This window comes from Arthrobacter sp. UYEF20 (assembly GCF_040546335.1).
Classification (GTDB): Bacteria; Actinomycetota; Actinomycetes; order Actinomycetales; family Micrococcaceae; genus Arthrobacter.
Map to the genome: position 1 here is coordinate 1 of NZ_JBEPNP010000009.1, position 12,763 is coordinate 12,763.

At 63.0% G+C, this 12,763-nt stretch carries 12 protein-coding genes and 1 pseudogene; 5 read left to right on the forward strand and 8 right to left on the reverse strand.

All coding sequences use genetic code 11. The annotated features are described in order from the left end of the window. Nucleotides 1–274 precede the first annotated feature (274 nt). The 6 genes and pseudogenes from ABIB26_RS11570 to ABIB26_RS11595 all read right to left on the reverse strand — a co-directional run bounded on the left by ABIB26_RS11570 (nucleotide 275) and on the right by ABIB26_RS11595 (nucleotide 6,292). A pseudogene (locus ABIB26_RS11570) lies at nucleotides 275–654 on the reverse strand (RidA family protein). Further along, a complete protein-coding gene (locus tag ABIB26_RS11575; protein ID WP_354242902.1) occupies nucleotides 654–1,931 on the reverse strand; it encodes a flavin-containing monooxygenase in 1,278 nt (425 codons plus the stop codon). The pseudogene ABIB26_RS11570 and the gene ABIB26_RS11575 overlap by 1 nt, the downstream one beginning before the upstream one ends. 628 nt (nucleotides 1,932–2,559) lie before the next feature. Continuing rightward, nucleotides 2,560–4,005 (reverse strand): aspartate ammonia-lyase, encoded by a 1,446-nt coding sequence (locus tag ABIB26_RS11580; RefSeq protein ID WP_354242905.1) that lies wholly within the window; start codon nucleotides 4,003–4,005, stop codon nucleotides 2,560–2,562. Nucleotides 4,006–4,042: 37 nt separating this feature from the next. Further along, the gene (locus tag ABIB26_RS11585) at nucleotides 4,043–5,209 is read right to left on the reverse strand and encodes a M20 family metallopeptidase (protein ID WP_354242908.1); all 1,167 of its coding nucleotides are present in this window, start codon (nucleotides 5,207–5,209) and stop codon (nucleotides 4,043–4,045) included. After that, the gene (locus ABIB26_RS11590; RefSeq protein WP_354242910.1) at nucleotides 5,199–5,870 is read right to left on the reverse strand and encodes a DUF1028 domain-containing protein; all 672 of its coding nucleotides are present in this window, start codon (nucleotides 5,868–5,870) and stop codon (nucleotides 5,199–5,201) included. Before ABIB26_RS11590 ends, ABIB26_RS11585 begins: the two co-directional genes overlap by 11 nt. After that, nucleotides 5,867–6,292 (reverse strand): RidA family protein, encoded by a 426-nt coding sequence (locus ABIB26_RS11595; RefSeq protein WP_354242912.1) that lies wholly within the window; start codon nucleotides 6,290–6,292, stop codon nucleotides 5,867–5,869. The genes ABIB26_RS11590 and ABIB26_RS11595 overlap by 4 nt, the downstream gene beginning before the upstream one ends. Before the next feature lie 142 nt (nucleotides 6,293–6,434). Here ABIB26_RS11595 and ABIB26_RS11600 point away from each other — a divergent pair, with 142 nt between their 5' ends. After that, entirely contained in the window at nucleotides 6,435–7,355 is a 921-nt protein-coding gene (locus ABIB26_RS11600) for a LysR substrate-binding domain-containing protein (RefSeq protein WP_354242914.1), read from the forward strand. 334 nt (nucleotides 7,356–7,689) lie between these two features. On the opposite strand, the gene ABIB26_RS11605 is transcribed toward ABIB26_RS11600, so the two are convergent. Beyond that, a complete protein-coding gene (locus ABIB26_RS11605; protein ID WP_354242917.1) occupies nucleotides 7,690–8,469 on the reverse strand; it encodes a type 1 glutamine amidotransferase domain-containing protein in 780 nt (259 codons plus the stop codon). 305 nt (nucleotides 8,470–8,774) lie between these two features. Further along, nucleotides 8,775–9,806 carry an NADPH:quinone reductase gene (locus tag ABIB26_RS11610; RefSeq protein WP_354242919.1) on the reverse strand — a complete coding sequence of 344 codons (1,032 nt, stop codon included), beginning with the start codon at nucleotides 9,804–9,806 and terminating at the stop codon, nucleotides 8,775–8,777. A 792-nt stretch (nucleotides 9,807–10,598) separates the two neighbouring features. Between ABIB26_RS11610 and ABIB26_RS11615 the strand changes: the two genes are divergently transcribed. From ABIB26_RS11615 to ABIB26_RS11630, 4 genes are all read left to right on the forward strand, one after another. Further along, nucleotides 10,599–11,210, forward strand: a complete 612-nt coding sequence (locus tag ABIB26_RS11615; protein WP_354243286.1) for a helix-turn-helix domain-containing protein — start codon at nucleotides 10,599–10,601, stop codon at nucleotides 11,208–11,210. After that, nucleotides 11,207–11,335 (forward strand): hypothetical protein, encoded by a 129-nt coding sequence (locus ABIB26_RS11620; protein ID WP_354242922.1) that lies wholly within the window; start codon nucleotides 11,207–11,209, stop codon nucleotides 11,333–11,335. The genes ABIB26_RS11615 and ABIB26_RS11620 overlap by 4 nt, the downstream gene beginning before the upstream one ends. 217 nt (nucleotides 11,336–11,552) lie before the next feature. After that, nucleotides 11,553–11,762: a hypothetical protein gene (locus ABIB26_RS11625; protein WP_354242925.1), complete on the forward strand. Its 210-nt coding sequence runs from the start codon at nucleotides 11,553–11,555 to the stop codon at nucleotides 11,760–11,762. A 94-nt stretch (nucleotides 11,763–11,856) separates the two neighbouring features. Beyond that, nucleotides 11,857–11,994 carry a hypothetical protein gene (locus ABIB26_RS11630; RefSeq protein ID WP_354242928.1) on the forward strand — a complete coding sequence of 46 codons (138 nt, stop codon included), beginning with the start codon at nucleotides 11,857–11,859 and terminating at the stop codon, nucleotides 11,992–11,994. Nucleotides 11,995–12,763: the final 769 nt, after the last annotated feature.

Sequence of the window (12,763 nt, forward strand, 5' to 3'; positions counted from 1 at the left end):
TACGCCGCCCCGCCCGGAAACCACGCCGCTACGCGGAGGTATTCAACTGAGGCAACGTATCCAGCTACGCGGAGGTTTTCTATGAGTCAACGCGGCCCGTTGACTGAGCAGTTCACAGCTCGTAGAATCAGCGGCGCTAAGCATCGTGAGGCGGCGTAAGCATCGATCCCTGCACCTTCCCGGATCACCGGAGCGACTGAGGGACCATGCCTTCGTGGCATGGTCCCTCAGCCTCAACTCGGTATCCGGACTGACCCTTGAGGGTTTCGACCGGCTACCTATTAGTGATGACGGCAGTCGCGTCTATCTCAACAACCCATTCGGGCCGTGCCAGTGCTGACACTACGAGGCCGGTCGATACGGGAAACACGCCCGTCAACCACTTCCCGACCACGCGATAGACCGGTTCACGGTACCGCGGGTCTGTGAGGTAGACGACGACCTTGACGATGTCTTCGAGGCTGCTACCCGCCTCGTCGAGAAGGAGCCTGATGTTCGCCATCGCCTTTTCGGCCTGGACCTCCACGTCGCCTATGCCTACCGATTCCCTCGTTTCGAGGTCCTGGCCAATCTGACCACGTAGGTAGACGACGTCGTTGGCTCAGGGTAGGTGTCTATTGTGTTGAAAGGCCGGATGCGGGTGTGTGTCGACATCAGACTGCGCCGCTGGGCGCAAGCGCGGCCTGCTCGTTGTGGGCGAGGTAGCTCCGCTGAATTGAAATCTGGTCGGCGACATACTTAGCGTCGTGCCAGACCCCCCATATGAAGCTTGATCCACGCCGTGATTGCCAGGGCAGTCCGAGGAAGTAGACACCGGGCTCGGACGAAACCCCACGTTGGTGCTGCGGCCTGCCGGTCTCGTCGAAGGCGTCGACCTGCAGCCAGCTGTAGTCCTGGACGAAGCCGGTTGCCCAGACAATCGACGTGACTCCGGCTCCGGCGAGGTCGAGTTCGCGGAGGGGGTTGGTGAGACTCTCGGGGTCGGGGCGCACGGTGCTAGCCTCTGGTTCCTCGGGGAGATCGAGGCCATTGTGCTCAATGTACGCGTCGGCTTCGTCGAGCAGCTGCAGATAGTGAGCGTCACCGTTCGCGATGTTTTCGCGAAGATCCGGGGCAAAGCGCATGGTTCCGTTGTCGAATGCTTCGGTCCGGCCGACGAGCCTAATGCCGTCCGCGGCGAGGGCCCGGAAATCGACGGTGTGGCCGCCATCCGCTCCGCTCACCGCGATTGTTACGTGCTCCGCGCCCAGAGGAGGAGTGGCAGCGTCCCACATGCCGAGCACTCCGAGCCACCAGCAAAAATCCCGTCCGCGGTAACTGCGCGGGGGACGGTCATGCGGTCCCACCGAGAGGTAGACCTGACGACCCGACCGCTGGATTTCTGCTGCGATCTGCACGCCCGAGGATCCGGCGCCGACGACGAGGACGGCGCCCTCAGGCAGTTGGCCGGGGTTGCGGTAGCAGCTTGAGTGTATTTGTACGAGGCCGGCGGCGTCGGGAACGACGGCCGGGATTACGGGCTTCTGGAACGGCCCCGTGGCGGCCACGACGTAGCGTGCATTGAAGTCCCCGTCCGATGTCTTCACTTCGAAGCCGGGTGCGCCTATGTTTCTGCGCACGGAGTTCACCTCGATACCGCAGCGGACCGGCGCGCCGATTTTTTCCGCATAGGCGACGAAGTAGTCCGCGACCTGTTCCTTGGATGCGAAAGCACCGGGCTCGGGCTCGGTGAACTCCAGGCCCGGGAAGCGGTCATGCCAGACCGGCCCGTTCGCAACAAGAGAGTCCCACCGCATTGAGCGCCAACGCTCGGCGATGCGGTCGCGTTCCAGAACGACGTGCGCGATGCCGCGTTCGCTTAGATGCTCGCTCATCGCAATGCCGGCCTGACCGGCTCCTACGACGAGGACCTCAACCTCTTGGCTTGACATGTGAATCTCCTAATTTCGGGCAAAATTGCCACAGTGTGACTGGACGGGCACGACACTAAAGATTCGTGTCCTTTCGCCGGTCCCTTCCATGGAACGATCGACTGGGGTGGTTTGGTAGCGGACACTGCGGCCCTCTTGTGTCCATTCTCACTTGCCGGACTGCATCTGCATAGCGAATAAAATCGCTCAATCAAATCGCAAATTTAGATGTATTAGATGCGGCTGATACGACTGCTCATCAGAACCTAAACGGTTCGTTGGACCAGCGCTTCGACCAGGCCTGTCGGTCGCGCGCGCGAACGCCCAGCCAGGCAGTTGCAGCACATGGTCCTCCCGCGCTCTTCACGGGCGGGTGCTGGCCGCGTAGCAAGTGCGGTTCGTCGTCTCAGGGGCTTCGAGGTCTCGGGACACGGCGGTGTTTGCGATAGCTCGGCTCTCTTGTGACGTTTGACGTTGCTGCGCGTTGCGCCATAGTCCAGTCGAGCCGGGAACAGCAGCGCTGTGGTCGGTTAGGGCCTCTGCCGCGGACTCCCTGTAATCGAAGGCCCTGCGGCGGTGACCGTGGTCGGCAATGATCCAGAGGACGTGGTGTCCTTCGGCCATAGTGTTCATCCGAGGTGGTTTCTTGTCACTGTAGGAGAGGGACTTCGGGTAGTTCGCCGAGGCCCGCCATCGACCTGGCCGAAAGGGCACTTTCCATCTTCTGCCTGTCTAGGAGTCCACGCTCAATCACCAGGTCCGCGATGCCCCGGTTACTGGCGAGGGCCTCTTTGGCCAGCTCGGCCGCCGCGGCATAGCCGATCAAGGGGGCCAGACCAGTGACAACGCTTATCGATTCGAGCATGCGCTGCTGCAGGACTTGGGTGTTCGCTCTGATGCCATCGACGCAGTGGGTGCGGAGTTGACGGCAGGCGACTGCAAGCCAGGCAATTGACTCGAGGAGGGCGTCAGCTATGACGGGTTCGAAGGCGTTGAGCTGCAGCTGGCCGGCCTCCACAGCCATTGTCACCGTCGCGTCAGCGCCGACCACGCGGAAGGCAACCTGGTTGACCATCTCGGGGATGACCGGGTTGACCTTTCCCGGCATGATAGATGACCCTGCCTGTACCGCGGGCAGGAAAATCTCCGCGAAGCCCGTCTGCGGGCCAGAGGAGAGCAAACGAAGATCGTTGCAGATCTTTGAGAGTTTTACCGCCGCCCTCTTCAGGACACCGGACACAAGCATAAAGACGCCGGTGTCGCCAGTGGCTTCCACCAGATTGGTCGCCGAGACGAGCTGCAGGCCCGTAACCGCATTGAGTTCAACCATGACGGCTTCCCGGTATCCGGGCGGAGCGGTGATGCCGGTGCCGATGGCTGTGGCCCCGAGGTTGGATTCCCGCAAGTGCGGTAAGAGTTCCAGGAGCCTGTTCCTGTCCTCACGCAAAGTTTCGGCAAAAGCCCCGAACTCCTGGCCCATGGACATGGGTACCGCATCCTGGAGTTGCGTGCGCCCTACCTTAATGATGCCTGCGAACTCTACCGCTTTGGCATCAAAGGCTTCGCTAAGCCTGCTGTGCTCGGAACAGAATTCCGTAAGTTCCCGCTGCAGTGCGATTTTAATGGCGGTGGGGTAAACGTCGTTGGTGGACTGACTCCGGTTCACGTCGTCAATGGGGTGCAGTATGGCGTAGTCACCCTTTTCGTGGCCCATCAGTTCCAGAGCGCGATTGGCTATTACTTCGTTGGCGTTCATGTTGGTACTGGTTCCCGCGCCGCCTTGGATGGTGTCAACGACGAACTGGTCGTCCAAAGGCCCGTCCATGACCTCCCGGGAGGCCCTTTGTATGGCCTCGGATTTGACGGGCTCCAGGAGGCCGAGGCTTTCGTTGGCGCGCGCTGCCGCATACTTCACAGCCCCCAGTCCCCACAGCAGGGAACGTAGGCTGCCGATGGACCGTCCGCTGACGGGGAAGTTTTCCACCGCCCGCATGGTGCTGATGCCCCAGTAGGCCCCGGCAGGGACGTCACGGTCCCCGAGGCTGTCGTGCTCCCGCCGGGCGCCGGTGTTGGTCGACGAAGGTTGATCTGTCATGGTCCTGTTCCTGGGAAAATCGGGAGAAACCGCCTGGCTACTTTGCCAGGAAGTCCAATGCGGTCAGCGCCAGGGCTGCAGCACCGTCATGGATTGCACGGTTGGCTGCTTCGCCAACACAGTGCGCAGCGAACTCCGGCTGATGATTAGCTGCAGGGAAGCAGCCAAGACCGATATAGGGATGGATGGCCGGAACCACTTGGGAGACATTGCCCATGTCAGTGGAGGCCCGGTTCATGGTCGCCTGCTCCGGAGGTACGTCAAAGTCTCTGCCAAGAGACTCTGCATGCCCTATGTACAGTTCCAGCGCCCGCAGGTCTGTTCGGAACTCAGAATAGGGCTCCGATTCCGGTGTGACGGACAGTTCGCAACCGGACGCCAGGGCGCCAGCTTCAAAGCAGCGGTGGACGCGCTCTTCCAGGTTTTCCAGCTGGGCGAGTGACTCGGCACGGACGTACCAGCGGCCCTCTGTCCTTTCCGGGATGGCGTTAGGAGCTTCACCGCCACGGGTTTGGATGCCGTGCACGCGGGTGCCGGCGGGCAGTTGCTGGCGAAGAAGGCCCAGAGCAACCTGGGCGACGATGAAAGCGTCATTGGCGTTGACGCCCTGTTCGGGATAGGCGGCGGCGTGAGCCGACTTGCCCCGGTACTCCACGTGGTTGTGGGCCACCGCGAAGGGGCGGGCCTCGGCCGAGTCAACAGGGCTGGGGTGCGCCATCATCGCAAGGTCAAGACCGTGGAAGGCGCCCTTCTTGAGCAGTTCGATCTTCCCGCCCCCACCTTCTTCGGCGGGGGTTCCGTAAAGTTCCACCGTCAGATCCCGCTCAGCCGCGAACTCTGCGAGGGCCACCGCTGCGCCGCACGAGATGGCGGTGATGATGTTATGGCCGCAGGCATGCCCGAGGCCCGGCAGAGCGTCGTACTCAGCCATGATGCCGATGCGGCGGGTACCGTTCCCGAAGACCGCCCGCAAGGCGGTAGGAAAACCCAAATACCCCATTTCGACGTCGAAGCCGTGCTGCTCCAGGTAATCAGCTGTCCACCCGGCCGCGCGGTGTTCCTGCCAGCCGAGCTCCGGGTTCGCGTGCAGCGTCTCGGAGAGCCGGGTCAGGTCCGGCTGCTGGGCGGCCACGGCCTCCAGCACCCGGGGACGTTGTCCACGCTGAACCGCCGGACTCAGCGCGGTTGCCTGTTCAGCGTTCATCGCCTGGCACCCCATAGCCAATGGAAGACGCGGGATCAAGTCCCCGGACCACATAATCCTGACGCTGTGGAAGCCACACTTCCAGCAGCCGTTGAAGTTCCGCAATCGGGTCCTCGTGCCAGTCCACGCGCAGATCAGTGTCCCTCCAGCCGTGACCGGAGACCACGGAGATACCCGCGGACATCACGGGACCCACTTCCCCGCCGGCGGCCTCGGCGGCCCTCAGCGCAGCCAGCAGCCGCTCTTCCAGTTCCCCGGTGGCAGCTTCGAAACCATCGCAAAGTGCCTGGGCGACAGCCGGGCTTGCCAGCATGTTGCCGGCCGCAACGGTATTTTGCCCCCGGCCCTCGCCGACGACGCCAAGGGTATGTGCGCCACTGAACACAGCGGAAGCGCCCTTAGAATCCAAAACCACCAGCTGGCGGTAATCGACCTCGGGAACTTCGCGGACAACCGCATCCAAGGCCTCCTGCGCGGAGAAACCGGCCTCCAGACGATCCAGCAGGGCGCCGCCGAGTCGGGGATCGGTGATGTTTTGCGAGCTCACCGCGCCCACGCCGTCCCGCAGGTGGGCGCAACGTGCGGCGACGGCGGGGGAAGAGGAGGAGACGGCAAGGCCAAACCGGCCCCGCCCGTCCGTGGCGGCGATGCTGAACGTCACGATGTGACCTCGGAGGTTGAGAGCACCGCGGTGGCATCGATCTCGACCAGCCACTCGGGCCGCGCCAGTGCCTGCACGACGATCCCTGTGGAAACCGGGAAGACGCCCTTGAGCCAGCGCCCCATGACGCGGTAGACAGTCTCGCGGTAGCGCGGATCGATGATGTACACCGTGACTTTGACGATGTCTTCGAGGCTGCTGCCAGCTTCCTTCAGGAGCATGTCAATGTTGGCCATGGCCTTTTCCGCTTGGACTTCGACGTCGCCGATCCCCACGGATTCCCGTGTATCCAGGTCCTGTCCGATCTGGCCTCGAAGATAGACCACCCCGTTGGCCACCACTGCCTGACAGAGGTCGTTGTCCAGGTTCTGTTCCGGGTAGGTTTCCTTGGTGTTGAATGTACGGATGCGCTGGTGGTTCACGTCGCCGCTACCTTTCGTTCTACTGGCTTATCGAAGCTCATAAACTTCTTGCACTCAGCTTCCGTCCACGGCCCGAATCTGTCCAACAGTCCTTTTAGAACAGTTACATCTGCAAATCAGATGAATGCCGTATTCTGGTGAAATGGATGTCACACTCACGCAATTGCGGTATTTTGCGGAAGCGGCGGCTCAGCTGTCAATGACGGGCGCCGCCGTCCGCCTGAACGTGGCGCAATCTGCAGTGTCGGCTGCGATCGCGCAACTGGAGCGCCACATCGGTACCCAGTTCTTCATCAGGCAGCGCTCCAAGGGGCTGGTACTGACTCCTGCCGGCGAGCTGTTTTTGCGTGACGCCCAGGCCATTCTGGCCCATGTGGAGGAAAGCCTTGACCATGCCCGAGGCGAGCAGCAGAGCGTTAAGGGCCGCGTCCGCATGGCATGTTTCAGCACCCTCGCGCCGTTCCTGCTTCCCGGCGTTCTGAGCAGGCTGCGAGAGGAACACCCGGCCCTGGAAGTAGAGGTACTTGAAACGGACATTTCAGGGTGCGTCAGCGCGCTGATCAACGGTCAGACGGACTTGGCGTTGTGTTATGACCTTGACCTGCCGGGGGGGATCGCAGGATCCGTGGTGCATACCGCCAGGCCCTATCTGGCGCTTCCACCCAATCATGGGCTTGCTGGTGCAGACAGCGTCCCGTTGTCCGCACTCAGAGATGAGTCCTTCGTGCTGCTGGATCTGCCCCACACCCGTGATCTCATGCTTTCCATCGCCCGGCTGAGCGGCGCGGAGCCGGACATCAGATTCCGTTCGGCCAGCTACGAGACCGTGCGTACTTTTGTAGCCCGGGGCCTTGGCTACTCCATCCTTCACCAGCGCCCTCAACACAAGCTGACATACGACGGGGGGCAGATAGCAACTGTGGAGATCCGGGACGACGTACCGGAGCTGAGAACAGTACTGGCCCATTTGCAGTCGCAGCGCCCAACGGCACGGGTTCGGGCAGTCGCACAGGCGGTCCGCCACCAGATTGTTGCTGCGAAGGCGGAAGCCCCTAAGAAGTAGGCGCCGGACGGCCATTAGGAATCCGGGACGACAGCACGCCCCGTAACAGCCCATTCAGGTTCGCTGGCGGGACCCTGTCAGAGGGATCACGGTTTCCGCGTCCCTGCGGGCTGCGGAGCCGGGACCGAAGAGGGTCGATCATTAACCCGCTCCTGCGTTAATCATGTGTGGGCCGTCGTCCGATGCTTGATTTGTTGAGGTGGCCGTAGATCGTGGAGCGCGGAACCTGAAGCAGGTCGGCGATGCGTTGGACAGTGTGGTTGCCGGCGCACGTACGCGGGCTGGCGGCAGCCCCGTCGTCGGGGCGGCCGCCAGTTTCAGTGCGCTGCGGGCGTTAGTGCTCGGTGCCTGCCGCAGCAGCCTTCTTGGCGTTCTTCTCGGCGTCCTTCTCGGCGCGCAGAGCCTCCGTCTCGTGCTGTTCCTCGGCTTTTTCCTGGTGGATGACCTCTGCGAAGAGCTTCTCCATCTCCTTGGCCACGCCGGCGGCTGAGGCCGGGTTCTGGCCGGTCACCAGCCGGTCGTCGACCACGACCTTCTCCTCAAAGACACCAGCGGATACGTGGGTGGCGCCCTGTTCCTCTAGCCGTTCTGCCAAAAAGAACGGGATGACCTTGTCCTTCCCTGCGGCAACCTCCTCGTCGTTGGTGAAGGCGGCCACCTTCCGGCCCTCGACGAGGCGAAGCCCGTTCTCCAATTCCACGTTCAGCAGGCCGGCCGGTCCGTGGCAGACCGCGCCCACCAAGCCGCCGGCGTTGTAGACGCTGGCCACCAGATTCTGCAAGCCTTCGCTGTCCGGGAAGTCCCACATGGTGCCGTGGCCTCCCACGAGGAAGACGGCGTCGTACTGTTCGGGATCAACGACGTTGACGCGGGCAGTGTTGTAGAGACCGGCGCGCGTGGCCTCGTCCTCCGTGAAGGCGACCTGGATGGGATCTTCTGAGTCCACCTTGTCGCGCGGGGGCTGGCCGCCCTGGATCGACGCGAAGTCGACGAAGTGCCCGGAATCCTTGAAGACCTTCCAGGGATGTGCAGCCTCGGCCACGTTGTAGCCGGTCTTCTCGCCCGTATCGCCGATCTCGGAGACGCTGGTCAGTACCATGAGGATTTTCTTCATGAAGTGCTCCTTTCGTCTAACTTCCACCCTACGCCCAGCCCAATTCAGGTCCTCCCTCGTTACTGTTTTCTGGACCCTGGTTCTGGTGCAGGATTGAAGTGTGCTGGCCTGTTGGTCCCGGCACGGTTGCCCCTCTCGGTCGTTGATATCCACGGGGTGAAGCCGCGATATCTGACCGTCCGTTAAGTTGGCCCAAAGTAGCGCCGCATTGATCCATCACGGTCCGCAGTCCGGACTACTCGGCCCGCTCAGCCCCGCGGCTGCACGGCGTGATGATCCCCGCGAGGCTCCCGAAGCGTTATCGGCTAGCCCGCTGACACATCGATCAGCACCTTGCCGACGATGCTCTCTTCCACCGCCGCGTGGGCCGCAGCCGTGTCAGCCAGGTCAAAGCGATGCAGCGGCAGGCCTGCGGCCTCTCCCACCGGAAGGGCGCCGTCGGCGATGGCCGCATTGATGTCCTCGGCGGCGGCTTGCACCGCAGCCATGCCAACGGTGTAGAGCAGCACGAACTGGTAGCGGACGTTGAGGCTGAAATGCCTGCGCACGTCCAGGCTCACCTGATCGCCGCCGTTGTTGGCGTAGACCGCGACGGAGCCACGGATGCGGATCACTGCCAGGTCGAGTTCCGCGTTCTGCGCGGGTGCCACCTCCACGATCTGGTCGACGCCGTTGGGAGCGATCCGGCGGATCTCCGCAGCCGCGTGGGTTTCCCGGTAAGTGATGACGTGATCGGCGCCGGCGGCCGTGACCAGCGCAGCCTTCGCCGGTCCGCTCACGGTCGTGATCACAACGGCGCCGGCCCACTTGGCGAGCTGGATCGCCGCATGGCCCACGGCGCCGGCCCCTCCAGCGACGAGAACTACCGTGCCGTCCAAGGTTCCCGGGTGCAGCCGCCGCGGGCCGTCCTCGGCGATGGTCAGGGCCCGGTGGGCGGTGATCGCGGGAACGCCCAGGCTTGCGCCGAGGTCGAACCCGGCGTTCTCCGGCAGCGGAAAGACCCGCTCGGCCGGCAGGACGGCGAACTCCTGCGCTGTCCCGCCATCGGCGCGCTGGTAGGCGGCCAAGGCCAGCCAGACCCTGTCACCGACGTGGAGATGCTCGACACCGGGTCCGACGGCGTCCACCACTCCGGCGCCGTCTTGGTTCGGCACGACCTCCGCGAAGGGCAAGGGCTCGCCCGGTTTGGCGCCGCGGCGCGACTTCCAGTCGGTGGGGTTCACCGCGGAGACCATTATGCGTACGCGCGCCTCCCCGCGCCCCAGGTCGAGGATCTCGCGGTCGACGAGCTCGAGAACAGACGGATCGCCGGTGGCACGGTACACGATTGCTTTCATACTCAGACCCAACGCCGGCCCCGACCGAAAATTCCCGCGGGCGCCGGACCAGATGCGGGCAACGGTCCCTCCTGGCCGCAGAACCCACCATATGCGGCGCCTATCCCAAAGGATTTGAGATGCTGATCCGGGCATCCGCGCCCGCGTGTCTCTAGGGCATGAACCGGTATCCGATGCCCGCCCCGGTGAGCACATGGCGGGGTTTGGCGGTCAGGTCACACGGAACTCGCGGCCCCATGAATGCGTGTCAGCGGAAGTATGCAAGGAGGGAGCCACAAAGGAGCAACGGCAGAACACTCACTCCGGTGTGGACAATGTACACACCCCTCTTGGCCGGACAAACGGGAACCAGCCCCCCGGAGCTCCCGAAGCCGGCAGGCCCGGACCTCGTCGACAATGCGCTTCATATGGGCGTCCACAGCAACGCGGTCAACAGGCCGCTTGGCCAAGAGTCCCTCTAATGATTTCGCCGTCACGACGCCTCCTTCAACAACCCAGCGTCGTGGCGCAGCACAAAGTCCAAGCCAGCACTGACATCACGACCGCGGCCGTGACGATGACGGTCCAACTCGGGCCCTTGACGGACCACGTCCGGTTTGAAGGTGTGCGCGCCTCGTCAGCCAACTGCCCCGCTCGGGCGGACGCTGTCTTCTGGACAGGGCCGGTTCATATCCATGCCCGATAGTACCAACGCATCACGAAACGTAGTTCGTTGACGGACAGGTTCGTTAGGCCACCGCTGTCACCATTCGGTGACATAATGGAATATGTGAAGGAGGTCGCTTGACGAACATGACCAGCATCGACACGCCTGCGGCCGCCAGCGCGATCATCCGCGCGCGCCGCCAGGAGCGTGGCCTTTCGCAACAGTCGCTCGCGGAGGCGAGTGGTGTTTCACGGAAGTTCCTCGTTGCTCTCGAAGCCGGCCACGAGCGGGCCGAACTCGGCAAGACCATGGCCGTCTTCCGCACCCTTGGGCTGTCGCTGACTGCCGCCGACCCCATGCCGCGCGGAAGCGACTACGACCCGGCACGGCGGGACTACGCCGAAACCTTCACCCAGCTGATCGGCTCACGGGACTTCGAGTTCGCCATAAAGATGCTCGCCGACTACGCCACTGCATCCCTCAAAGCCGGAAGACCGCTACTCCAGCGCAGCCCACGGATCAAGGAACCGCATTGGTCCGCAGCCCTGGCCGGCATCACCAACTACACCGCACACCGGCTAGGGCAACCCACCCCGCCTTGGACCAGACGCGTCAAAGCCCTCGATGAGGCATGGATGCCGGCAGAGTCCTACCGGAGCATCCGGGAACCCATGAAGAAACTCACCATCTCCGAAACACCAGCCGAAATCGCCGCCATGAACGTGTTCATCCGCGAACGCAGCCTGGCCACCGCATGAGCGGCGGAGAACTCAACGCCACACAGATCCATGCTCTCCTCCAGGAACTCGGCCGGCGCCTGCAGGCCCGCGGCGTCCACGGCGACGTCAAACTCGTGGGCGGTGCCGCGCTCATCCTGCAATGAGTCGGCAACCGGCCCACCGCCGACGTCGACGCCAGCTACGCCGGCAAAGCCGCCGTCAACACCGTCGTCACTGAAATGGCCGCGGACTACGATCTAGCACCCGAATGGCTCAACTCCAACGCCGCAGCCTTCGTCCCAGACAACGCGACCTGGATCGAACTCGAACAACTCGACGGACTCACCATCCAGGCCGCAGACACCGAAAACGCTCCTGGCCATGAAAATCGCCGCCGAACGCGACAAAGACACCCTCGACATCGCCCGCCTCCTACGCCGGCTCAACATCACCAACGCCAACGACGCCGTCGACCTCGCCTACGACAAATACGGGCCCCACTCCATCCCCCTGGCCGCAGGCCGAGACAACTACCTCATCGTCGTCGACGACGCCCTCGACGCAGCCACAACCCTCGAAGCTGACGACTGATCCACCACCTTTCGAGGTACTAGCGTTCCGTGGGTCGGTAGTGTTCCGTGTTAGTGGTCGCACGTCCTCGAGGCCAGATGGGCAGCTCGGCGTCATGACTCATAACGAAACCCAGCCGCTCGCTAATATCGCGACGACGGGCATGGCGCTGGCAGAAGCAACTCGGCCCCTGAAGCACAAGCCCAATGACGGCGCCACCCACCTCGGCGGCGAATTGCCAAGGCCATTCTAGGAACCTGCCAACCCGACCTTCGAAGGGATGCTGTAGTAGCGACTCCGTCCGACGCGCTTAATGAGGCCGTGACGGACAAAGCCTTCGAGGAGATCCAGGACTTCAGCGCGATTGAGGTTCGCCGAAACTCGTTCTGCATGCGCTCGTCGGAGTTTAAGCAATGCCGGCATGTCCTCAAAGGTGGACGCGGCTTCGACAGTGAGGGTGCCGTACAGGGCGAGCAAATGTCCAACGTCGTGTCGGTTGAGTCGAGGTGTCCGCCCGGTGTGGTTGCGGTGGTTCAGTTTAACGAATACCTCTTCGAGCGTTGGCTCAGAGCGGTTCTCCGGGTAGCGACAGCCGCGGCAGACCCAGGGGCTCACATTAGAACGGCGCGATTCAGGCAACTTGAATATCCTGTCACCTAGGACGACAGTCCCTCCGCAAATTCCGCAGACACCGGGAAACTTGGCAACGATGCCAAACCTCTCCTCATAGTTTCCTCGAGCCTGCTTCATAACCGCCGGGGGTCGACAGTTTGCCAAGACCTCCGTGGTTGTCATAAGACAAACCTACTGCGATAGCAGCAAGAAACGACCCTGACCTGCCGAGACAATGTGCCCGAGGTTGGACTCGAACGGGCTTCCAGCTGGGCGCCGCAGAAAACACGCGGAATCCGGGCCCGTCGGGCAGCACGACGGGCCAGCCGGAAGCCCAGGGTGTGCACATCGTGACACCCTTCCTCCCGCATTTGAACCTCTCTGTCGGCATGGCAAAACGACTGCCGAGG

Excerpts from the sequence above, each read along its gene's own strand:
- ABIB26_RS11575 (WP_354242902.1), bottom strand. The coding sequence starts at position 1,931 with ATGTCAAGCCAAGAGGTTGAGGTCCTCGTCGTAGGAGCCGGTCAGGCC.
- ABIB26_RS11580 (WP_354242905.1), bottom strand. The coding sequence starts at position 4,005 with ATGACAGATCAACCTTCGTCGACCAACACCGGCGCCCGGCGGGAGCAC.
- ABIB26_RS11585 (WP_354242908.1), bottom strand. The coding sequence starts at position 5,209 with ATGAACGCTGAACAGGCAACCGCGCTGAGTCCGGCGGTTCAGCGTGGA.
- ABIB26_RS11600 (WP_354242914.1), top strand. The coding sequence starts at position 6,435 with ATGGATGTCACACTCACGCAATTGCGGTATTTTGCGGAAGCGGCGGCT.
- ABIB26_RS11605 (WP_354242917.1), bottom strand. The coding sequence starts at position 8,469 with ATGAAGAAAATCCTCATGGTACTGACCAGCGTCTCCGAGATCGGCGAT.
- ABIB26_RS11610 (WP_354242919.1), bottom strand. The coding sequence starts at position 9,806 with ATGAAAGCAATCGTGTACCGTGCCACCGGCGATCCGTCTGTTCTCGAG.
- ABIB26_RS11615 (WP_354243286.1), top strand. The coding sequence starts at position 10,599 with ATGACCAGCATCGACACGCCTGCGGCCGCCAGCGCGATCATCCGCGCG.
- ABIB26_RS11620 (WP_354242922.1), top strand. The coding sequence starts at position 11,207 with ATGAGCGGCGGAGAACTCAACGCCACACAGATCCATGCTCTCCTCCAG.
- ABIB26_RS11625 (WP_354242925.1), top strand. The coding sequence starts at position 11,553 with ATGAAAATCGCCGCCGAACGCGACAAAGACACCCTCGACATCGCCCGC.
- ABIB26_RS11630 (WP_354242928.1), top strand. The coding sequence starts at position 11,857 with ATGACTCATAACGAAACCCAGCCGCTCGCTAATATCGCGACGACGGGC.